Source organism: Paenibacillus sp. EC2-1 (assembly GCF_049311625.1).
Classification (GTDB): Bacteria; Bacillota; Bacilli; order Paenibacillales; family Paenibacillaceae; genus Paenibacillus_AQ.
Genome location: NZ_CP186006.1, coordinates 2,595,473 through 2,617,753 on the forward strand (window position 1 = coordinate 2,595,473; position 22,281 = coordinate 2,617,753).

At 38.7% G+C, this 22,281-nt stretch carries 20 protein-coding genes; 17 read left to right on the plus strand and 3 right to left on the minus strand.

The genetic code is table 11. The annotated features are described in order from the left end of the window. Positions 1 to 10 precede the first annotated feature (10 nt). From ACK8P5_RS12285 to ACK8P5_RS12325, 9 genes are all read left to right on the plus strand, one after another. Positions 11 to 1,417, plus strand: a complete 1,407-nt coding sequence (locus ACK8P5_RS12285; RefSeq protein ID WP_422661208.1) for an MATE family efflux transporter — start codon at positions 11 to 13, stop codon at positions 1,415 to 1,417. 233 nt (positions 1,418 to 1,650) lie between these two features. Next, a complete protein-coding gene (locus tag ACK8P5_RS12290; RefSeq protein WP_422661209.1) occupies positions 1,651 to 2,139 on the plus strand; it encodes a VOC family protein in 489 nt (162 codons plus the stop codon). A gap of 377 nt (positions 2,140 to 2,516) precedes the next feature. Further along, positions 2,517 to 3,587 carry a hypothetical protein gene (locus tag ACK8P5_RS12295; RefSeq protein ID WP_422661210.1) on the plus strand — a complete coding sequence of 357 codons (1,071 nt, stop codon included), beginning with the start codon at positions 2,517 to 2,519 and terminating at the stop codon, positions 3,585 to 3,587. Between the two features lie 86 nt (positions 3,588 to 3,673). Next, positions 3,674 to 4,537 (plus strand): aldo/keto reductase, encoded by an 864-nt coding sequence (locus tag ACK8P5_RS12300; RefSeq protein ID WP_422661211.1) that lies wholly within the window; start codon positions 3,674 to 3,676, stop codon positions 4,535 to 4,537. A gap of 56 nt (positions 4,538 to 4,593) precedes the next feature. Next, positions 4,594 to 5,013, plus strand: coding sequence for a GNAT family N-acetyltransferase (locus tag ACK8P5_RS12305; RefSeq protein ID WP_422661212.1), 420 nt, complete (start codon positions 4,594 to 4,596; stop codon positions 5,011 to 5,013). 209 nt (positions 5,014 to 5,222) lie between these two features. Further along, positions 5,223 to 7,388 (plus strand): stalk domain-containing protein, encoded by a 2,166-nt coding sequence (locus tag ACK8P5_RS12310; RefSeq protein WP_422661213.1) that lies wholly within the window; start codon positions 5,223 to 5,225, stop codon positions 7,386 to 7,388. Positions 7,389 to 7,621: 233 nt separating this feature from the next. Next, positions 7,622 to 8,152, plus strand: a complete 531-nt coding sequence (locus ACK8P5_RS12315) for a hypothetical protein (RefSeq protein WP_422661214.1) — start codon at positions 7,622 to 7,624, stop codon at positions 8,150 to 8,152. Between the two features lie 104 nt (positions 8,153 to 8,256). Beyond that, a complete protein-coding gene (locus ACK8P5_RS12320) occupies positions 8,257 to 9,312 on the plus strand; it encodes an ankyrin repeat domain-containing protein (RefSeq protein WP_422661215.1) in 1,056 nt (351 codons plus the stop codon). 133 nt (positions 9,313 to 9,445) lie between these two features. Beyond that, positions 9,446 to 11,095 carry a DUF6138 family protein gene (locus ACK8P5_RS12325; protein ID WP_422661216.1) on the plus strand — a complete coding sequence of 550 codons (1,650 nt, stop codon included), beginning with the start codon at positions 9,446 to 9,448 and terminating at the stop codon, positions 11,093 to 11,095. Between the two features lie 167 nt (positions 11,096 to 11,262). Here the strand turns inward: ACK8P5_RS12325 and ACK8P5_RS12330 are convergent, their stop codons facing one another. Both ACK8P5_RS12330 and ACK8P5_RS12335 read right to left on the minus strand, forming a co-directional pair. Continuing rightward, positions 11,263 to 12,471, minus strand: a complete 1,209-nt coding sequence (locus tag ACK8P5_RS12330) for a sugar efflux transporter (protein WP_422661217.1) — start codon at positions 12,469 to 12,471, stop codon at positions 11,263 to 11,265. A gap of 307 nt (positions 12,472 to 12,778) precedes the next feature. Then, positions 12,779 to 13,570 carry a polysaccharide deacetylase family protein gene (locus ACK8P5_RS12335; protein ID WP_422661218.1) on the minus strand — a complete coding sequence of 264 codons (792 nt, stop codon included), beginning with the start codon at positions 13,568 to 13,570 and terminating at the stop codon, positions 12,779 to 12,781. 352 nt (positions 13,571 to 13,922) lie between these two features. On the opposite strand from ACK8P5_RS12335, the gene ACK8P5_RS12340 reads away from it, so the two are divergent. The 7 genes from ACK8P5_RS12340 (at position 13,923) to ACK8P5_RS12370 (ending at position 21,322) form a co-directional block, all read left to right on the plus strand. After that, positions 13,923 to 14,594: a S1C family serine protease gene (locus ACK8P5_RS12340; RefSeq protein WP_422661219.1), complete on the plus strand. Its 672-nt coding sequence runs from the start codon at positions 13,923 to 13,925 to the stop codon at positions 14,592 to 14,594. 44 nt (positions 14,595 to 14,638) lie between these two features. After that, the gene (locus ACK8P5_RS12345) at positions 14,639 to 15,286 is read left to right on the plus strand and encodes an HAD family hydrolase (RefSeq protein WP_422661220.1); all 648 of its coding nucleotides are present in this window, start codon (positions 14,639 to 14,641) and stop codon (positions 15,284 to 15,286) included. Between the two features lie 121 nt (positions 15,287 to 15,407). After that, complete coding sequence (locus tag ACK8P5_RS12350; protein ID WP_422661221.1) at positions 15,408 to 15,935, plus strand: RNA polymerase sigma factor; 528 nt, start codon at positions 15,408 to 15,410, stop codon at positions 15,933 to 15,935. Continuing rightward, positions 15,922 to 17,394 (plus strand): DUF4179 domain-containing protein, encoded by a 1,473-nt coding sequence (locus ACK8P5_RS12355; RefSeq protein WP_422661222.1) that lies wholly within the window; start codon positions 15,922 to 15,924, stop codon positions 17,392 to 17,394. The genes ACK8P5_RS12350 and ACK8P5_RS12355 overlap by 14 nt, the downstream gene beginning before the upstream one ends. A gap of 177 nt (positions 17,395 to 17,571) precedes the next feature. After that, positions 17,572 to 19,107: a spore germination protein gene (locus ACK8P5_RS12360; RefSeq protein WP_422661223.1), complete on the plus strand. Its 1,536-nt coding sequence runs from the start codon at positions 17,572 to 17,574 to the stop codon at positions 19,105 to 19,107. Then, on the plus strand, positions 19,104 to 20,204 hold the full coding sequence (locus ACK8P5_RS12365; protein WP_422661224.1) for a GerAB/ArcD/ProY family transporter: 1,101 nt from the start codon (positions 19,104 to 19,106) through the stop codon (positions 20,202 to 20,204). Before ACK8P5_RS12360 ends, ACK8P5_RS12365 begins: the two co-directional genes overlap by 4 nt. Further along, positions 20,201 to 21,322: a Ger(x)C family spore germination protein gene (locus ACK8P5_RS12370; protein WP_422661225.1), complete on the plus strand. Its 1,122-nt coding sequence runs from the start codon at positions 20,201 to 20,203 to the stop codon at positions 21,320 to 21,322. The genes ACK8P5_RS12365 and ACK8P5_RS12370 overlap by 4 nt, the downstream gene beginning before the upstream one ends. Here the strand turns inward: ACK8P5_RS12370 and ACK8P5_RS12375 are convergent. Next, positions 21,315 to 21,758 (minus strand): MarR family winged helix-turn-helix transcriptional regulator, encoded by a 444-nt coding sequence (locus ACK8P5_RS12375; protein WP_422661226.1) that lies wholly within the window; start codon positions 21,756 to 21,758, stop codon positions 21,315 to 21,317. The genes ACK8P5_RS12370 and ACK8P5_RS12375 overlap by 8 nt on opposite strands. A gap of 159 nt (positions 21,759 to 21,917) precedes the next feature. Here ACK8P5_RS12375 and ACK8P5_RS12380 point away from each other — a divergent pair, with 159 nt between their 5' ends. After that, positions 21,918 to 22,232, plus strand: a complete 315-nt coding sequence (locus tag ACK8P5_RS12380) for an ArsR/SmtB family transcription factor (protein ID WP_422661463.1) — start codon at positions 21,918 to 21,920, stop codon at positions 22,230 to 22,232. The last annotated feature ends 49 nt before the right edge of the window (positions 22,233 to 22,281 follow it).

Consider the following 22,281-nt stretch of genomic DNA (forward strand, 5'->3'; position numbering starts at 1 on the left):
GGTGACAACAATGACTAGCATAAATCATTTAGATCAAACATCCATTGATCTTAGAACGAAAGACACGAAGAAACTATACTTTTCTTATTTGGTTCCTTCAATACTGGGTATGATGCTTATGGCGATTAATATACTCGTGGATGGAATTTTTGTTAGCAACGGGATCGGACCAGAAGCCCTTGCAGGAATCAACATTGCCGTGCCGATTTTCTCGATACTGCTGTCGATCTCGCTGTGGATTGGCATGGGCGGCGCGACACTGTATTCTATTGCGTTAGGTGAGAACAAACCGGAGAAAGCAAGGTCTATTTTTACACAATCCTTCTTTCTGGCTATATTTATTGTTGGTTCACTCATCATCATTGGATTATGGAAGCAACGGGAAATTGCTTATCTTTTTGGCGCAAGTGATGAGATTTTCCCTTACGTAAGAGATTATCTCTCTGTCATTCTAACGTTTGGTATTATTTATGTGATGGAGAATATATTGAGTATCTTCATACGTAACGATGGCAATCCGAAACTTGCGATGCTTGGTCTTGGGATTACGGCCATTTTAAATATTGTTTTTAATTACATTTTTATTTTTATATGGGATATGGGAGTAAGTGGCGCAGCTTATGGAACAATTCTATCTACCGCCATAGGTTTTGTTGTGTTACTGTCTCATTTTGTTCGAAAGAAAAGCATTCTTAAATTTACAGCATTACGATTCAGAGGTTCGACCATTTTGGAGATTCTGCAAATTGGTTTACCTAGCTTTATTGTAGAAGCTTCTATTGCGGTAACCGTCATTGCTTATAATATTACCTTTATGCATTTCGTGGGAGAGATTGGTGTAACTTCATACGCTGTGATCAACTATGTACACAGTGTATTTATTATGCTATTTATCGGAGTAGGAGCAGCTCTTCAGCCGCTCGTAAGTTTCCATCATGGGGCTAAACTGTATGGTAGACTTCAGCAATTCGTAAGACTTGGCCTTGTTACAGGTATATTACTCGGAATCGCAATCTTGCTCATAGGCTGGTTCGAGGGAGAGACGATCATCGCGTTGTTTGGGGTAACATCGGAACAAGTTATGATCTATACCAAGCAAGGAATAACTCTCTTCTTTATCGGATATATATTTCTCGGGTTTAATCTGGTATATGCTGAATGTTTCCAAGCTATTGAAAAAATCAAGTTATCCTCAGCTATTATTTTGATGAGAAGCCTTATTCTTTTCTTGCCCCTGCTATGGATCTTACCTACCTTTTTCGGAAGTGATTCTATCTGGCTAGCATTCCCGTTAGCAGAAGGGCTTACGGCAGTTGGGTTAATTATTGCAAGATTTACAACGAATTCGATGCAGCTCTCGCCTACGGAACAAATATCTAAATCTGGAATAAAGACAGAATCTAGACCATCTGCGTAGGATGAAAAGGAAGATCATGATTAACGAGACACTATATCGCAATTACAATTAAATAATAGGCTGCTAATATAAAAAGCTAAAAAGTCGCATTTTATGAGACTTTTTAGCTTTTTATCATTCCTGATATGATTTTATGCAAACCTGATGCCAACGCCTTCTAATAAACTAATTGGCAGATAGTGAAATCGTAAATGTTTTTCTTTTTTGTGAAGGATACTTCGGGTTGGTGCCGAATGATTTTACAGAATGACACCAAAAATGGAGGTATATTTGTGAGGGAACAAGGAATCAATGAAAAGTCCAGAATAACACTGGGGAAGCCGATTCAAGTGCGTCTAGTTTCCGACCTGCAGAAATCACAGTCCTATTACCGCGATTGTCTTGGTTGTTCTGTGGATGATTGGGGTCATGCGGAACGTGATGACCTGTGCTTCATTCTTCAGCAAGCTGTTTCAAGCGAGGATGTAAAACCAAATGTCGCTTCTGCAAAGCGCCCAAATTATCCTACAGAATGGGTAGGTCCTGACTACGGCTGGGATACTTTTCTGCATATCGGTTGGGAGGAACTAGACCAATTTGTCGAAGAAGTGCGTGCGAACGGTGGCAATATCGGAATCGAACCGTTTATGGGAGAACACGGCGATTGGGAATTTAAGAATGCCCATATTCTTGATCCTGACGGATATAACATTGTTCTTGGTGCAATGCGAAAGATTAAGTAACGATAGCAAGCCATCGTTAAACTAAAGGCGAACGACAATTGAATGATTACAAGAAGCAGCTGCTCAAATGAAGTGACCCCCAATTGTTAGACACACTCTAACAGTTGGAGGTGCAGTTCAAAATGACTGGCTGCTTTTCTTTTTTTAGGTGGATTTTGAGTCGAGTAACTCGGTCGATATATTAAGAATGTGGAAGTGTTTCCCGAACAGCTAAATGGATGGTAGGAAATACCCTTGGAAGATGATACATTTAAATAATACAAAAATACATATTATAACAACAGGGGGAAATCAAAAAGATGATTCAGTATTCTCGAAAGAAAACTAGGCTATACACCTTTCTGCTAGTAATTTTTTTGGCAGGAGTTTGCATGTTTGTGTCAGTAGATTCAGCACAGGCGAAGCAGAATAGCATGCCTGTTGAAAAATTAAAAAAGATAAGTCGATTGTCATTTACTTTGCGGGATGCTTATCAGAACTCCTATACGGTCTATATTTTCGCTCAAGATGAAAAGTCATCAACCTTGACTGAAATGGATTATTGGACCGGAAATAAACCGGGAGATAAGAATTACATAGGTACATATAAAGCCGCACTTGTTAAAAAAGGAGCTTCATACGGAAAGCTTCAATCTGTGAATCTGGGACTGCACACGATTACATTACCTCAAAACTGGCATTATTCGGTTCAAAGTAAAGAAAAGGGGACACCAGATATTCTGATGATTACAGAATGGGGAACATCCAATTTCAATCTGGCTACTCCCTTTATTATTCGTTCAGGGTCGCTGATGCCCGTGAAGTTCGTTAATCCTAATGGCAAGAAAATAGATGATTATTATCCAGCAGGGCGGGGGGACGGTGTTCGCATGCTGTCAGATGCGCGGTTGCAGTTCAAGTTTTACAATAATGCTGTTGCCAAGTATGCGGTAAATACGTTCAAACTTAATGTGAGTAAGCGTGAACTCCGTTTGGCAGACACAAGATACATGGATTACAATCATCCATCATGGCCCAACTCGGGTATGGGTGACCATGCTTACCTTGAAAGCTTGAAGACTGCTGCAAAGAAAGGGATTCTTCCCGAACAGCCTGGTATCAAGCTCGGCATGACTCATAAATCGCTCCAAAGCACTCTTAAAAAAGCTAAACTGCGAGAAAATGGTGAATGGGGTGCATTCTATGTATATCAAAACTATGCTATAGGCTTTGACTCCTATCTCCATGAGCTGGATTCCACTTCAAAAGTTATGGTATTCAATCTTTTTGCCGAAAAGCGAAATTTGTACCCGTCAACAATAAAGCTGTGGCTAGGCAAACCGAATAATGAATATTTCAATGAGGCTGAAGGTGTGTATGACATGATCTACAACTTTGGCTCAGGCAACCTGTCATTTCATTATGATGAAGAGGATGGCCAAATCTACTCAGCAACGATTTACAGATAGTCAGTTGATGGAAAGGGCACTCGAAACTATCAAATCTATAAAATCTATATTAATCAAGTATTTTCAATATCCTTAGGAGGTTAACGATGCTGTATCGAAAGCTAGGTAACACGGAAGTAAGAATTCCTGTTATAGGCCAAGGGACTTGGAAATATGGTGAAGATAAGAAGAGAGAAAAAGAGGATGTAGAGTCACTGCGTTTTGTTATACATCATGGACTTACACTGATTGACACGGCGGAGGAATATGGGAACGGAGGAGCAGAGAAAATTGTTGGTCAGGCCATCGATGGTATTAGAGATGATATTTTTCTTGTGACTAAAGTTTCTGCAAGAAATTGTTCTTACCAAGGTGTCCTTAGAGCGGCAGAGGCAAGCTTAGAACGTTTAAAAACAAATCACATTGATTTGTATCTACAGCATTGGCCAAGTCAACAGCATGAGGTTTCAGAGACGATGGCAGCTATGGTTGAGTTAGTCCGTAAGGGATACGTCAAATACATCGGGGTAAGCAACTTTAGTATTCAATTAATGAAAGAAGCAAAAAATCATTTAGGTTCTGTACCATTGATGTGCAATCAAGTTCCGTACCATCTTCATGATCGAAGTATAGAGGCTCAAATTATACCTTTTGCCGAAAGGACTAAGATGACAATAATGGGTTATTCGCCATTTGGATTTGCACCTCATATACATATAATGGGCATGAACGGTTTTCCTAAAGAGGGTTCAATAGAAAGAAATATACTGAACACAATAGGGAGCAAACACGGTAAAACAGCGTACCAAGTTGTATTGAACTGGGTTTTAAGACAGCGAAGCTTAGTTACAATCCCGAAAGCTGCGAATAAGGAACACATCGTTGATAATATCAATGCCTTAGGATGGGAGTTAGAACAAGAGGATATAGAGCAGATTGAGCGTTATTTCCCTTTGTTCAAAAAGGATTAGACTAACGGAATGTTTATGTGGAGGTGATAAATATAGATACAGATGTCTATGTAAGATTGGCTTATCTAACGGATGCAGAAGAACTTTCGAGGCTAAATCAAGAGTTTAATGGAGGTAAAAAAAGACCTCTAGATAAGATAGCTGAACGCATGAAAATAAATCATAACGAATTGATTGCCGTGGCAGAGATTAGTGGTAAAACTGTAGGATTTGGATGTGCTCAAATTTATTATTCATTTTGTTATGAAGAGCCACACGGAGAAATTACCGAACTATATGTAGAAGAAGCCTTTCGAAGAAAGGGAATTGCAATAGCAATAATTACTTGTCTGGAAGAAGCTCTTAGAACTCGTGGGGTAAGAAGTACGAAGGTTCTGACTGGTCGAGGAAATAACACAGCAATAATGACATATGAACATTGTAATTATGTTAAAGATGATGAACAATTGCTAATTAAAGGGTTGGAAAAGACTTAAATAACATTTCCAAAGCTTGAACCTTGCTTGGTTCAAGCTTTTTTTTGCTTTTTAAAAATAAATATAGAATCCATATCACAGATTGACGTGGTAAGTTATGGTATTCATCTTTTGGATGAAACATTATACAAGATTCTGCGTCAAATCTAATGGACTAGTCTCTTTCCCAGAGTTAGCCACCCCATATTATGCATCAAGAAGGAGACAGAATGAATCAAATGAAGCGTGGTTTACTAATTTTCATTACGATTTTAAGCTTGTTAAGCTATCCTATTTCCGGGTATGCTCAGGCCGAGACGAAAGAACTCAATTTTGAGGATCTTTTTAGTGAGGCTGTAATATTATCTATTGGAAGTCCAAATGCAATTTATGACAATGAAGATCGAATCATTGATGAGAATAATTATAATATTGTCCCATACGTTAAGAATCAAAGAACGCTAGTTCCGCTGCGATTCATTAGTGAAAGTCTTGGTGCACGTGTAGCTTGGAATCAGGCAACCTCGGTAGCAACGATTACCCATGCAGGGAAAGAAATAAAAATTACACTCGGTAGCAAAACAGTAATCGTAAATGGAAAGAAAACAGCTCTTGATGCACCAGCAGAATATAAACAAGGCAGGACATTTGTGCCCCTACGTGTGATCAGTGAAACGTTAGGGAAAAAGGTGTTTTATAACCGCGGAGTTCTCGTGATCAGTAATAAGTCCATTTTAAATGCTAATCGAGATGCTGAGATCGTAGATTATTTGAAATTCATATTAGAGCCGTATACGAAAAGCCCTTATACCGGTAAGACCTTGTCTAATAAGCAAATTGCAGGCTTTGAACAAAGTGTCGTATTATTGGAATCCCTTGATCGAAAGGGGGAATCGATAGGTTTTGGGAGCGCCTTTGCAGTAGGTTACGGCTTATTCTTGACCAATTATCACGTCATTAATGAAGCGAGTAGTTATCTCATCATTACAGGAAAAGATCAGGTTTATGAAGCGGCTGGGATTGTTGCAGTTGATAAGAAAAACGACTTAGCTTTAGTGAAAGCGAAGATCCGTACGAACGTGCCTCCACTTCATATCGGTTCCACTCAGAACCTGTCTAAAGGACAAGCAGTAGTTGCAATAGGAAGTCCAGAAGGATTGCAAAATAAAGTCTCCACAGGTGTCGTGAGCGGATTTCGTGTCATTGATAACCAAAGACTGATTCAATTCACAGCACCAATCGATTCTGCTAGTTCGGGAGGAGCACTATTTGATAAGAAAGGTGCAGTCATTGGTGTTACTTTATCAGGTTTGGAAGAAGGGAACTTGAATTTTGCTGTACCAATCGATTATTCAAAATCATGGATAAGTAAATATAATTCAATGACTTTCTCTAATATTTCGTTGCTGAATCAAGATCAATTCAGAGAAGATAAGCCACAACCTCCTACTGTTACCCCTGATGGGAATGTGAATGTTTTAGATGAAGTTGTCCAACAAGCTGTGACTGATCCATCGAAACAAGTTATCTACGCGATTGATGATAGAGAGTCAACCATTTTCTCATATGACATTACTCAGAAAAAGGTAGTTAAGATCTCTTATTCTTTCGACAAACCGCCACGAAAGTTAGTCTATGCACGTGGAGAACTTTACGTTATATTCAGCGATGGTGAGTATAGTCCATACCGATTCGATGGAGAACAAGGTGGAACAGTGAAGGTACTTGACCCCATTACTTTGAAAGTGAAAGATGAATGGGATGTCGACATTGATCCTTACGATATCGTGGCAGATGAAGCAGGGCATGTCTATATTACATCCGGTTCCGGACAGTGGACTTTTATGAAGAGTTATGACCGTTCTACCCATAAGGAGCTTTCTTCTTCAAGTGTTTACCATAAGACAAATATTATAATGCATCCTTCAGAAAACCGTATTTATTCTGTGGATACTCCTGTAAGCCCGCGAGATATCGATGTATTCCGGATCAGTGAAGGTAAAATTACGACAACATATGACTCTCCCTACCATGGAGACTACAGGTTATCAACCGTGATTGGTATTACACCAGACGGAAAATATATTGTTAATGGTGCAGGCTTTGTCTTTATGGCTACTAATAATAAAAATACGGATATGTACTATGCAGGGACCATTGATCCCTTTGAGGTCGTTGTTGCAAATAAGATACATACCAATAAGTTTTTTACAGCGACTAAAAACAAGATCAATCAAGTAGATACTAAAACACTAACAACGACCAAAACTTATAAGACACAAGGAACGATTGTAAAACTCTTAATGACGAAAACTCAACTTATTGCTATTACCAAAGTTACCGTTGCAGGATCAAGCATATCTAAATATGCGATAGAATTGATTACTAAGCTATAGTTTTGATTATTCCTTGTTAAAAGTAGTTTGAAGAAAAAGAATGAGTTGGCTCTCCATTTGTATGGGAGAGCCAACTCATTTTATATATGTGAGACATGATCTCCGAATACATTGAGGATTTATGTATACATAGGATAATATTAGTAGTGATTAACATACGAGAGAACTTCCAAATTCATGTCGGTGATTCTGATAGAACGGAGCAGGAAGTGCAGTAGATTGGAGTGATTGTTTTGAAATATTTAAAAGATATTCAGGAGCCGGGAATGGGGACTTGGTATTTTGAAATTGATATTGATGGGGTTGCATACAGACAGATGGTTTATCATGATGACGGTATCTGTATCACATCGAATCGAAAGCATCCTCTATATCATTTCATGCTGGCAGAACATCCACTAGATGCTAAGGAACCCTACTATAAAGAGATTAGTCAGACGGAATTCGAGGAACTCTGGCACGAGCAACTACAACTCGGTGTGGAAGATTGGAATCGGACCCAAAGTCTGTTCCCTGTCGGGACTCGAGTGGAAGGATATATAGAAGGTTTTTTTCCACAAGGTACTTTAATTAACTTACTGGAACCTCAGGCGGTAGGTATAACGGATACATCCGCTTTGAAATCTAAAACCCCTGCTGAATGGATGTATCCACGCTATCGAGTGATCGCCGAAGTATCCGGATACGATGAAGTTAATCAGTGGGTACGTCTTACTCTTGCTGAAGTGAGGGGAAGTCAGTACGAAATGGCTGAAGTTATTTAATACGGCCAATTTTGAAGGAGTTATGCAGAAGGCGGCGATCCTAGGTAGTGACTTCATTATGAAAAACAGTTTGGGGAGCTTCCCCCTAAGGAGAGAACTTACATATGGGCAAAAAGAAAAAAACCTTACCAAAAAATTTTGATGAACTAATTCATGCAGGTGACCTATCCGCATTAAAAGAGGTATTTACCCGATGCGAATTGGATGCCCGTGGCGGTTATAGTAAATCAACAGCCTTGAGTTTCTTTGAAATACCGAATGAATTGGTTCGCTGGCTTGTGGAACAGGGTGCTGATATAAATGCTGGAGATAATTATGGAAGAACACCATTGCACAATCATGCAATTAGTTGGTGTGGAAATACTGAATTGCTGCTTGATTTGGGTGCAGATCTAGAAGCTACTGATTATCAAAATGAGACACCTTTATTTGCCGCTGCAAGTTCATTTAAGCCAAAAGCGGTTCACATCTTGGTTACTAAAGGCGCAAATATCAGCACAAAAAATAATATGAGTCAAACTCCATTAGAAAAAGCTTTGGCCGTGTGCAGAAACGCAGATATTGTTAATATGGTCGAAGTAGCTGATATTTTACTTAACGCTGGAACCACTATAACGCTGGAAATGAAAGAATCTATCAAACGAATCGGAAACGACTTTGAATTTCACAGAGAAGGCTTTAATAAAGAATATTTGAAACAAACGGATGAGGCACTTCTACGTTTATATGAGTTATTCGATGTTCATCCGGTAGAGAAGCGTAAGACGTACGACGGTGCCACTTCAATAGCAGTATCAACAAAGGGATGGCAGGCGCAACATAATGAACTCTGGGATTTACTAATTCCTTCAAAAGGTCATGCGAAAACCGTACAGGGTGAAGTTATCCGTATTACTGGCAAAGTGTCATATGAAATTTTAGATAATGGCGGTATCAACTGGGATACTCAATATCGTAAAATGCTCAAAAGCTTGATACATTACTTTAACTTGGGTACGCCATTAAATCCTGATGAACTTCAGGAGGCAGCAACATTAGCGGAAGATCTTCATAACGGAAATGGCAGTGATGAACCAGCAAGACTGTGCGAACTAGCGGTGCATTGGGTACTCAGTAATCCGAATCCTATGATGTTGGAACAGCCTGACTATAAGCGTTAAGTGATTTTCGTAAAGAGAGAGCAGAGGACAGATGTTATGTCTGTAGCAACCTGACGTGGGAAGATGGTTATTCCCTGGGAACAAATAGGGGTTCTGTTCGGAACACATATTTAGCCAAACAGGAGGAGCGGTAATGGACGCAGCTGTGCAGAGGTTTTTAGATGATGTATGGAGCGAATTGATGACCATATACAAGAAAGAGAGTGAAAGAATAAATGGATTCATAGGTCATCGTTCGCTTCAGGCAGGAGTTAAGGATTTTCTTCAAGTAGCTTGGCGTGACGGAAAAATACATATAGATGTCGAAGAACCACTAGATTGGATGGACAGTTCTTATGCTATTGAAGCAGGTCGTTATATTGCTGAGCTCACGGATGAACTCATTAGATCTGAGCTTTATCCACAATTACGGGAGCGAGTAGAGGAACTCTTTTTATCAGATAAACTAGGTCTTCATTTTTTCGATTACCGATTCCAGCTCGTACTTACTTTTGAAATGGAGGACGAAGACTTAAAAATTTGCGAGCATCTCGTAAACGAAGAGAAGCTGAACGAACTCCAGGAATCATTACAAAAGTTTATAACATCCAAAATCATGGCTGATCTCCCGGTATTGCCAAGTGGGGATGACCAGTTTTTCTTTTCTCGTCACTTGATGAACCCTGATCTTATGGAACAGGAAGAAGTAGTTGTTGATCCTCTGATTCAGCGTTTATCGGACAAGCTCAGAAGTAACAGGGAACGCTTGAACGAATGGATTGACCAATATACTTCAGCTATGGATCGTTGGATTCAAGACATTTTTCTTCCTCGCTATTTTAAACGTGCAGACAGCTATTCGATGGACTGGACACTCAAGGAAGATACCCCTCTTTTGAATCTGAGTGAGGATGGGCTTTCTTTTTTTGTGTATGCCGCTTTGCAAATAGGTAAATCGAAACCGGATATCCGGGAGCAATATTTGAAGCTCGCGGTCCAACTTGGCTCAAAACAGGCAGCGGAGTATATCGAGCGAGGAAGTGGGAAATTCGATTCAATAGACAAAGGTAGCCGTGTTGAAATTCATAATAATGATGTAACTCAGACCATTGAAGTCCGGATATTGATCGAGGAGGAAGCAGCTTATGGGGAAGCGTTAGATCACATTACCGAATTGCTGCAGAAAGGATTTCCGAAGGAATATAAGCTGAAGCTGAAAAGTAAACAAAAGTACTATCTTCCTCTTAAAAAAATGGCTAAATCAGGACTGCATCAGTTTTTTGCAGGAGCGCTAACCTATCCGGCCCTTTTTCATAAGCTAGAAGTGTATGCGAATACCGCTATGGAACCCTATGCGTGGTACAAGGACACAGAGCCGAGCGAAAAGTCGGTTATGCCTGGTACCTATGCCGTTCTCGGACTGGGACTATATAGCAGCGAATATTACTCACTTGTCTCTCGTTATATGGAGATGGTAGATTCGGAGCACCAAATGATACAGGATGGTTATGCTGAGGCCTTTATTGATGCACATGGTGTGGATACGGAGCTTATACCAGTACTGGTAGATATTCTGCTTGCAGGAAATGAGGAAGCCAGGCCTGTGAAAAACTTCGTAATTGATCGGGTCGAGCTAGCGGAAGTGCTGCTTCAAGAGCTGTTGTCTAAAGAAATATATGAACGGGAGCAGGTTCTATATCGGATTTTCGGAAGCCGTACAAAGCTTGAAAAAGCCGTTAGGTCAGAACAAACGGAGTCTAAGCTTAGAGTCGTTTATGCGAAACTAATGGATCTTATAAGTTGATTGATACTAGATCGAAAAAGATCTGAGAAGTATGAAAGAGAGTTAGGTGATTTTCCAACGATAGCTCAACAAGAAGGCAGCTGATCATTGTGATCAACTGCCTTTGTTAAACTAATGGTCCCATTCGCTAACGGGGGTTTGAATTAAAAGGAGTGATAATTAATAAATTAAGTTGAAACCTGTGGTTCATCTGCAGACTGACGGCCACTCACCGCAAGCATAATCACTGCGATAATGATGAGTATAAAACAGAATATAAATGAATAACGGTAACCTACAATGCTAGCTACTCCACCACCCACAAGACTTCCAATCAGTCTGCCGATTGTGGAGGAATTAGAGTATAGCGTAGATGCATACCCAGGCATGCTTGGAAGCAGATCCTGGATGTAGCTAATACCAATTGCAGAAATAACGGCAACAAAAACGGCCAGTAATACTTGTGCTGCAATCATCTGCCACATCGTCTCTGAAATAATGATAACGAAATAATAAACCCCTCCTAGAACGGCCCCGCACAGCATCAAGATTCGGTTACTGTACTTTGCACTGAGTAAGCCGAGTACAAGCATAAAAGGAATTTCCAAGGCGGCACAAATACTGCTGACTAGACCTACATCTCTTGTTGTTCCCCCTAGATTGGTTGTAATAAAGAGTGCAGTATTTATACTGCTCATCCAGTGCGTCGTGTACATGAGTATCATAATCAGAAAAGGAAGCAAAATATTACGGTTCTGAGACAGCCGGAAATTTTTTATTTTTACATTCGCATGACTGCTATTCATTTCTGTGTTTGATTTGAGAAATAGAGAAACAAGTAGGATAACTAATAGAAAAGCTCCGATCGTACCCAAGAAAATCCCTTTAAACCCAACTGCGGCGATGAGAAGAGTACCAATTAACGGACCTGAAATAAATCCGAGAGAGAAAGCAGAACGCAACGTAGAATTAGCTAACGCAGGGTCCGTAAACTTGCTCTTTATTACCGCTTCTCTAGAAAGAGCGAACAACTGAGGCATCCCTGGTGCACCGAGAGCGGTGAATACAATCATATAAAGGAACAAAATCCAAAATTCATGAATGAGCAAGTATCCGCTATAAGCTAGAACATTACATAGCGTTGCAAAGAGATAGACGCTTTTTCGATTTAAGCCGAGGTCAGAGCGTCTCCCGATTTGCGTACTGATAAATATCCCAGCAATTAACGTGACGGCTAGATAAAGACCGAACATTCCGATAGATACGCCAAGCTGTTCTGTGAAATAAATGGATAAGAAGGGGGCGCTGAGTGAAATACCCATTCCCTGTAGTAGCATACACAAAAAGAGTAATGCATAAGAAGGAATTGAAAATAGCGTAATGAGTCGTTTAATCATGTTGTGAAGTTACTCCTCTAAATTGGTTTTGATCAATATTTATAATTGTTGTTGTTGATTCAATGATTTGAGTTCATTAATCCATGGTGTAATTTCTCAATTATAAATACCATGATAGGAATAGGCAATGAATCAAAACGATAAAGATCAACCGTCAATAGAAAAGTTATCATAGAGGAGTCAACTTATAAGCGATAGCAATTCTTTTAAAGTGAAAAGGAGCAGCGTGCCTAAGGCATCTGCTCCTTTTCATTTGATATTAACCAAACCTATAGGTGATCAACAAATTAATGATTAACATCCAACATCAATGAAATTTTCGAATAAAGGCAGCTAATGACTGATCGCCAGGTATTCGAACGCGATGGAGAGTTAAATACCCTTGTTTTTTCTCGGCGTAACCAGGTTCTGTTGTTACCGCAAATTCAAATCCAGCACGCTTAACAACCTGTATAACATTCTGATTGAATTTACCTGAAGGGTACGCAAAAGAAATAAGGGGATGCCCCAATTTCTTCTCCAGCCTTTGTTTAGCGCCCGAAATTTCGTCCTCGAGTTGGAGCGGGTTACTTTTTGTCAAATCTACATGATGCCGGGTATGTACACCAAATTCAATGAGACCAGAGCGTTCCATCTCATTTGTTTGACTCCAAGTCAAGTGATTGGGTGAACCAATAAAATCGCTGGTAGCGAATATTGTTGCTTTCATTTGAAGTTTTTTTAAGATTGGGTAAGCGACTGTATAGTTATCTAAATAGCCATCGTCAAAAGTAATCAAAATCGGTTTATCTGGGAGCTGTTGACTCATCTTCCAACTCATTAAATCCTTGAACGTGATCGTATGGAATCCTGAATTCTTTAAATGTTCCTTTTGTTTATAGAATACCTTTGGGGGCACAGAAAGCGTAGTAGATGGATTGATGCTAACCGAATGATACATCAAGATAGGAATAGATTCAGTGTTACCGTGTGAGATGAGTTGAGTTTCAGATGCGGGTTGTTTTGTCTCGATTTGTGATTGCAGAGAAGGATTTGCTTCTTGTTCCCAACCGCTTGTTAACAGACTAATTAACAACATACAAACGTGCAAAGTATACATTTTTCTCAACCTCCAAATATATCTTGTGCATTTCGAAACGAAAAAAACCAAGGGATACTTCACGATTTATTGATTTATCAGCTACATGTAAATGTTCGAATTGTCAGTCACATGCTGCCAGTGTTTGGTATAATCATCTAGAATCAATAATTTTATTCTATTTCTCATTAGCAGGGAGGTATTTTCCATCCATAACGATGAGCTAGATGATCCCAAAACACCCACCGATGAAGTAAATGATTCCGATGTCCCAGCTGAATGGGAAGAAGAATTTTGGAACCTGGAGGATGACCATGAAGAGGATGAGCTGAATCCCCCACCCCAAAGAACATGGATCAAAAAAACGATTATTATGATGCTGGCCATTCTACTTTTCGGAAATCTAATCGCTTTTATACCACAGATTTATAATCTACCAACACTACGATTTTTGAAAAAGGATTCACAGTTATCACAAGATGAACAGATCCAGCAATATAAGCAAGCCGTTGTCAACGTTAGTTTCGGTGATCGGAAAGGAACAGGGTTCAATATCGCGTCAAATGGTCTCATTATTACGAATCAACATGTCATAGATGATGACAAAGCTGGCATAATCCAATTTCTTAATGGAAAAACATATCTGGCAGATGTTATCGTCAGTGATAGTGAAATCGATATCTCGATACTTAAAATTAGAGACAATGCAAATAACCTACATACACTGGATTTGGAAACAGAGATAGCGTATCAAAAGGGCGATCCTATTCATGTCATCGGGAATCCGCTGGCATTCTACCGAATTGCCACTGAAGGCACCGTGCTAGGATTAACCCCATCAGAGAGTCGCCAACTTCCCATGCTTATGATACAAGCGCCAATTCATAACGGAAACAGCGGCAGCCCTGTTCTTAACCATAAGGGAAATGTTATTGCAGTTGTGTATGCCACAACAACTACATCACAAGGAGATCAATCTGTCACCGTAGGTCTAGCTATTCCAATCGATTACTTAGAGAAATATGAAAAGATTATGTTTGAATAGCTGTATTTTTCATATCTAAGATAACAATGATTTGGTGGTGGAATATGTTAAGGATCGGCAAAGCAGTAATTTTTGATTTAGATGGAGTCATTATAAATAGTCAAGAGTTATATGAAGAATCGCTAAGGACTTTTATACAAGACTTAGGTGTTAAAGATGTTGATTTTACACGGTTAATAGGTATGACAACTACTAAAGCATTGTCGTGTATAAATGAAACTAATGTGTTACCTGGAACTATTTCAAGTTTGACGCAGGCATTTCAGGAAACATATCAAACGGCCTTCAAACAATCGCTTAGTGAAGAGAATTTGGTTGAAGGTGTAGAACAATTTATTCTAAGGTTGGCTACCTCAAATAAAAGATTGGCAGTCGCTTCCTCGGCGGCAAGACCAAAAATTGAATTCGTTCTAGATAGATTCGGATTGACGCAGTATTTCGATTGTGTAGTAAGCGGTTATGAAGTTAAGAAGTCTAAGCCTGCTCCTGATGTATTCCTTGTATCAGCATCAAAATTAAATGTTAGTCCTATCGACTGCATTGTCATTGAGGATTCTACGAATGGAATAATAGGAGCCAAGAGAGCCGGTATGTTCTGTATAGGTTTTCGCAATCCTGAATCTAGAGATCAAGATTTGACGGGAGCAGATTGCATTATTGAGAGTTTTTCTCAAATCGATACCATGGAATAAGCCTGTTGCTTCTACAGGCTATTTTTTATGTATATTTTGAAATTTTTGATATTTTTTGTGAACCTTATCAGACCTTTGGTGATCTAATGTATAAAGAGATCGGGCAGGAAGGGGAAATGAAGTGGAAATCTATGAGAAAGCGAAGCTTGCAAAGCGAGGGGATAAAGAAGCTTTTGTATTCTTAATCCGGGCTTGTCAACAGAGTCTTTATGTTATAGCCAGATCCATTTTGAACAATGATGATGATTGTGCGGATGCGATGCAGGAAGCGATCGCTAAAGCTTTTTCGAATATACATACATTGAGAGAACCGGCTTACTTTAAGACATGGCTTATCCGTATATTGATCAACGAGTGTAATAACATGATCAGGAAAAAGAAAAGGGACTATCCGACCCCTTATGATATGAGAACAACATCATATATCGGTGACTATGAACAGATCGAGCTATTTGAGGTCATAAATGGGCTGGATGAACAACTTCAAATCATAGTCACGCTTTTTTATATCGAAGATTTATCAATTAAAGAAATATCTAAGGTGCTTGATGTTTCTATAGGAACGGTAAAATCACGTTTATACCGGGCAAGGCAGCAATTATCAGAGCTCGTCTTAAGGGAAGGAGGGAGTAAATATGAATTATCATGAGCCGGTTGACCGTGAACTTAAACGTTTGTTGAAATCTAAAACGCAAGAACTGGTTGTTCCTGATCTGGTGCAAGTGGCTGTAGAACATTCACTTCACTCACTCCCTGAACAGAATGTAACAAAAGCTTATCCGAAAAATAAATGGAGATGGGTAGCAGCGGTGTTAAGTCTCTTTCTCGTATTGAGTACGATTTCATTCTACACGGTCCCTACATTTGCTGAAATGATCCGATCTTTATTCGTTAAAAATCATCCGGATATCGGCCTATTGAAGGCACAGGAATTAGGACTCGTGCATAATCCTCAGATCAAGGTGAAAGACAAAGGTTATACGTTAGTAATCAACGAAGCTGTGGCAGATCCAACCAGAGTAACGATTGCTCTGCAGCTATTCGATCGAAAAGGCAAGCATGTACGTGATAAGTTATTCCTTAATGATGAAAACACGATTTCAATTAAAGACGATCAAGGAAATATAATCGATACCATGTATGATATGGGGTTCACGAATGATTTTTATTATATGGTTGCATTTATAGATGAACCGATGCAGACGGATAAGATTACAATCGAAGGAAATATTCATTCTTTAGGTAGAAGCGGTGATAAACTTACCCAAGGAGACTGGAACTTCAGCTTTGATATCGACATGAAAGAGGCCAATCGCCAGACTAGGACAGAAGAACTCAATGGCAGTTATACTACGCCGAATGGTATGACGGTTACCTTAAAAAGATTGACTAGAATGGTGCAGGGAGTACGTTTTGAGCTGGAGACCGAACTGGACGAGGCGGCACTAGCAAGATCCCCAGGTGATCTGTGGGAGAATCAAATGCTCAGCTTTCATTTTGAAACGATAGAAGGGGAAGAGATTCATTCGGTGAATGCGAGAAAAAGTGAATCACTATATACCTTGATGACATCTGATTCTCGTGTGATTGAAAACGGGAAAATGCACTGGAGTTATACGTTCAGATTTCTGCCTGAGAACGAACCTTATCGATTCATTCTGGATGGATATTATGTCACGGAACTAGACGGAAGCAAGTTTTCATTTAGGCCTTCAGATCTGACAGAACCTAAAACTTTTAAAATTGAAAATGATACATTTGAATTGGTAGGGGCATCATTAGAAGATTCGCAAAACGAAGATGGAAGTTATGAAACAGCCATTTCATTTTATGGGGAAATAGAAAATGAAATTTTGAATAATCAATGGAGCGCATACGATGCAGAGGGTAAGAAATATGAAGCACATTTTAGAGGCTCATCAAGTTATATAAACACGCGACCAGATAGCTGGAAAGAGGGATTGATTGAAATGGGAGATCGTAACATGCCGAATCCTTTTCAATTTCGAATTGAAGGGTTAAGTCAGATTCCTGAGGAGCTTACACTGGTTAGAGAAGTCGTAAATAAACGTTACACAGATCCGGACTGGTCAGTTTTAATTGAATGAATAGGTATCTCTATACAATACCGATAAAAGCAGCTTCGAACTAGCCGAAGCTGCTTTTATTTGATAAAAAATCCTCTACAACATGTACAATCCGTCCTTTTAGCTTAGTGGTAGCTTATTCTCTCGTGATGAATATTCTACACATTTTACTAAATACTACTGTAGAGGTGATCATACATGAGATTTCTCCGCAGTCGGTACAATCCAAGAAAAAAATATAATATGGAAACGAAAGAAATACATAACCATTTGAAGTTGAGTAATACATTATCGGAAAACTTAGGACACTTACATAATCTGTTTAATGATACACCTGATTTGGTTATTCGTACGTTTCAATACAAACAGATTGGAAGCCAGAGTGCCCTTGTATATCTAGATGGGTTAACAGACAAAGTCTCGATAAATAACGATATTCTTCGTCCGTTGATGTATGAGACAAGTGAAGAGGCTGATAATAACTCTGTAGTTACTCTCGGTGGTGTCAATGTGATCGATGATTGGAAGCAGATAGAGAATGCCATTTTACAGGGACAAAGCGTCTTATTTATCGATGGCTATAAACATGTAGAAGTATTTGATACCCAAGGATGGCCACAACGTGGGATTGAAGACCCTCAACTTGAGGCTTCTCTAAAAGGGGCTCATATAGGATTTACCGAAACCGCTAGTCAAAATGTATCCATGATTCGTCGTTTTATTGCTAATCGCGAATTGAAAATTAAAGAATACACCATTGGAAAAAGATCTAACACCAAAGTTTCTATTCTATATTTAGCGGATGTTGCACATCCAGAAGTTCTACAAGAGTTAGAAAATCGGATCCGTCAGGTAGATGTTGATTGCATTCTCAATACAGGCGAATTAGCAGAGTTCATCGAGGACAATCCATATTCACCGTTTCCACAATTCATTATGACGGAACGACCTGACTCTGCCGCTTCCCAATTATTGCAAGGAAGAATGTGCGTAATTATGGAGAGATCTCCTAGCGTATTGATTGCACCCGTTGGCATTATTTCATTTCTACAAAATGTAGATGACTATAGCACACGCTGGATGGTGGCTTCCTTTTTACGAATACTTAGATTTTTAGCATTTATGATTGCTATTTTTTTGCCAGCTATATATATTTCGATTATTTCTTTTAACTTTCAGCTCATTCCACTGGATTTGTTGATTTCAATTGGGGAATCGAGAGAACGAGTATCATTTCCTCCAATAATAGAAGCATTATTGATGGAAGTCACATTAGAGTTGTTACGTGAGTCAGGAATCCGCCTCCCTGCACCTATAGGACAAACAGTTGGTATTGTTGGAGGTATTGTTATTGGTCAAGCTGTAGTTGAGGCAGGTATTGTCAGTAATATTATGGTCATCGTTGTAGCGGCTACTGCCATTGCTTCGTTCAGCATCCCGAACTATGATTTGGCTTCTAGTCTTCGCTTAATCCGCTTCCCGATGATGATAATAGGTTGGATGTTTGGAATAGTTGGAATCGTGATCGGATTTATGATCATTGTTGCACACCTCCTGTCACTGGAATCTCTTGGTACACCATATGGGGCTCCATTAGCGCCCATTAGGTTCTCAGATTGGAAAGATCTAGTTATTCGAGCGCCACTTTGGAAAATGACCATACGACCTAAAAGTACTAGAGCGGTTCAATCGAAAAGAATGGGTTCAAACAGGTCACAGGAGGAAGAAAAATGAAGAAGTCTGCAAAACAAGAAATTACCCTTATGCAGTATATTTTCATAATTCACGGAGCACAAGTTGGCATAGGCATTACAAAGTTCCCGCTTCAATTAGCTGAGATAGCAGGAACGGATGGATGGATGGGAATCATTATAGGATGGATCGTATCCCTAGTGGCGAGTTTAGTGATCATTCAAGTGATGAAAAGACACCCAGATCAGAACTTGATTGATTTATTACAGCGTTACTTTGGGAAGTGGATTGGGAAAGTGATAACCCTTGTTATTGTTATGTATATGATTTCTTTGGCATATTTTGTGATGCAACGCATGGCTCTACACGTGAAGTCATGGGTATTGCAACCTACACCAATATATGTACTTTTAATCCTTTTTGCAATTCCGTCATATCTAATTATCCGAGGTGGTGTACAAACCATTGGAAGGTATGCAGAGCTTGTGTTCTTTATGTCTTTATGGTTACTTATTGTGTTTTTAATGCCTTTAGGAGATAGTCACTGGATTCATTTGCTCCCTCTATTTAAGGAGGGAATTCAACCGGTACTACTTTCAGCCAGTTCGTCAGTTTTATCCTTTTTTGGATTTGAAATCGCCTTTTTTTTATATCCATATCTGCAAAACAAACAAAGAGCTTCTATCGGTATCGTTTTTGCAAATTCATTAACTATGCTTGTTTATTTATACGTGACAATTGTATGTTTCGTATATTTCAGTCCAGATCAAATAACCCAATTATACGAGCCTACACTTAGCATATTAAAAGTTATTGAATTTGAATTTATTGAGCGATTTGATATTATTTTGCTTACCTTTTATATTATCGTTGTTTCAAAAGTGTGGATTCCATACTTGCTTTTTTCGGTAACTTCTATAGTTCAGGTTTTTGGTAAGAAGAATTATACACCGCTTTTGTTGATGGTATTTTTAATATTTGTATTAGTAACCTACTTCTTGAATATATCTTTCAACGACAGTGAACGTATTGTGAAATATATAGAACAGGTTGGAATTCTTATAGCGTTTGTGTTTCCACTCTGTTTTTGGTTTTATATGACAGCATTCGATCATTTGCACAGGAGGATGCATAAATGAAAAGATGTTTTAAGATGACACTTGTGCTGATAATTGTGATTGTTCTTCAGGGATGCAACGGAAGTAGGCAAGTTTTGGAGAATTTAACTTTACCTCTGATTCTTGGTTTCGATTTAGATGAAAATAATAATCTGCTCATTTATCTATCAGGTCCGATATTCAGTGAAGAGGCAAAGGAAAAAACAGAAGTTTATGAGGTGAATTCTCAAACCTTATACGAATCTAGGGGGAAATTTGATGCTAAGGCAATTGGACTAACCACTAGCGGGAAATTACAGATAGTTTTGGTTGGAAAAAAAATATTGCAACAGGATAATTGGTTTCAGTTATTTGACACTTTGTACCGTGATCCAACGTTTTCGGCGAACGCTAAAGTAGTAGCAGTTGACGGTCCTGTCTCGGATCTCATTAATTACCACGCTAAAGATAAACCTCGTCTTGCCATGCAATTAATAAAAAAACTAGAGACAGCAAATCAAAGAAGCATCACAATGAAGACGACGCTTCAAGAGCTACACCGGCAAATGTTTGAGAAAGGGCTAACTCCAGCCATCACTGAAATAACAAAGGATCAAGATATAATCATTAAAGGAACGTCTTTACTAGATATGGACGGAAAGTATGTCACATCCCTTGACATCGATAACAACAAATTGCTACCAATGTTACAACATCCAATAAAGAATGAACTCTCTATTACGATGCCTATTCCAGAAGTTGATAAGACTAATAGCATCTTTAGTTCAAATAAGATCAGTTTTACTTTAAATAAAACGTCAAAAAAAGTAAAAGTGAATTACCTAGAAGACAGATTTCATTTCGATATCAACCTAAAGATTCCGATTTATTTCAAAGAACGTTTGTTTTTATTTGACATTAAAAACAATGAAAAAGTTATGGAGAAAATGATAGCAGAACAGCTTGAAATACAATTTAAAAACCTAATTAGTAAATTTCAAGAATACGAAATTGATCCAATTGGTTTAGGATTGTATGCCAGAGCTTATAAATATGATGCATGGAAAGAAGTTCAAGATAAATGGGGACAAGCATTTAGTAAAGCAAACATCAAGGTTTCAGTACAGATCGATATCCAGGATAAAGGGATAATCAAATGATGTGTGAGCATTTAATCATTTTAGCCATCGCTTCGTTAAAAATTTTAACGGAGTGAAGTACCGTTTCTTTTTCAAACTCGGTCATATATGAAAACACTTCATCTAGATAGCTGTTTATTTGTTGATCTAACATAGTAGCTATGAATTTACCTTCTACGGTAAGAGTAAGCGAGTAAATTCTTCTATCCTGAGAATCGGGTGTTTTTTTTACTAAATTCAATTTGATTAAGGATTGGACTTGTCGGCTAAACGTTGTAATATCAGTTCCCAAAACCTCTGCGACTTGTTGCATTGAAGGTTTATGCTGCCGATCTATTTCATACAAAATGTGGCTGTGTACTAAAGAGATGTCATTTCCTTCAATATTGCAGCAAGTTTTATTCAGAAGACCAAAGCTTCGCGTCATGATTTGAAACAATTCACGTGGATTTTCCATTAAAAATCACCTCATGTCTTAGTTATACAATTTTTATTTGCAATATGCAATTAAGCTTGAATTCATTAATACTATCGTTTAATATATAAGCATTAAATTATATGCTTATGATATCTTGATTTTAATTTTTCAAGAAAGGGGTGAAATTTATTGGAACAGATGAATGAAATTGCTGAGAAGCTCAAATTGCTTGGAGATAAAACAAGGCTTACCATGTTGACGCTCCTAAAAGAAAGAGAATGGTGTGTTTGCGAGTTTGTTGATATTTTTGATATGTCACAGCCTGCAATAAGCCAGCACTTAAGAAAGCTTAAGTCTCAAGGAATTGTAAATGAAGCAAGGCGAGGTCAATGGGTTTATTATTCGTTGAATGTAGCCGATAAGCCATATATTCAAGCCGTGTTGAATGAGATACCAAGTTCTCAGGAAATACTATCATCGTTAAAAAAGGAAATTAACTGTGCTTGTGATTAACCCGTAATCAGGAATATTTAGCATGAGATTGATGGATGTTAAATATTAT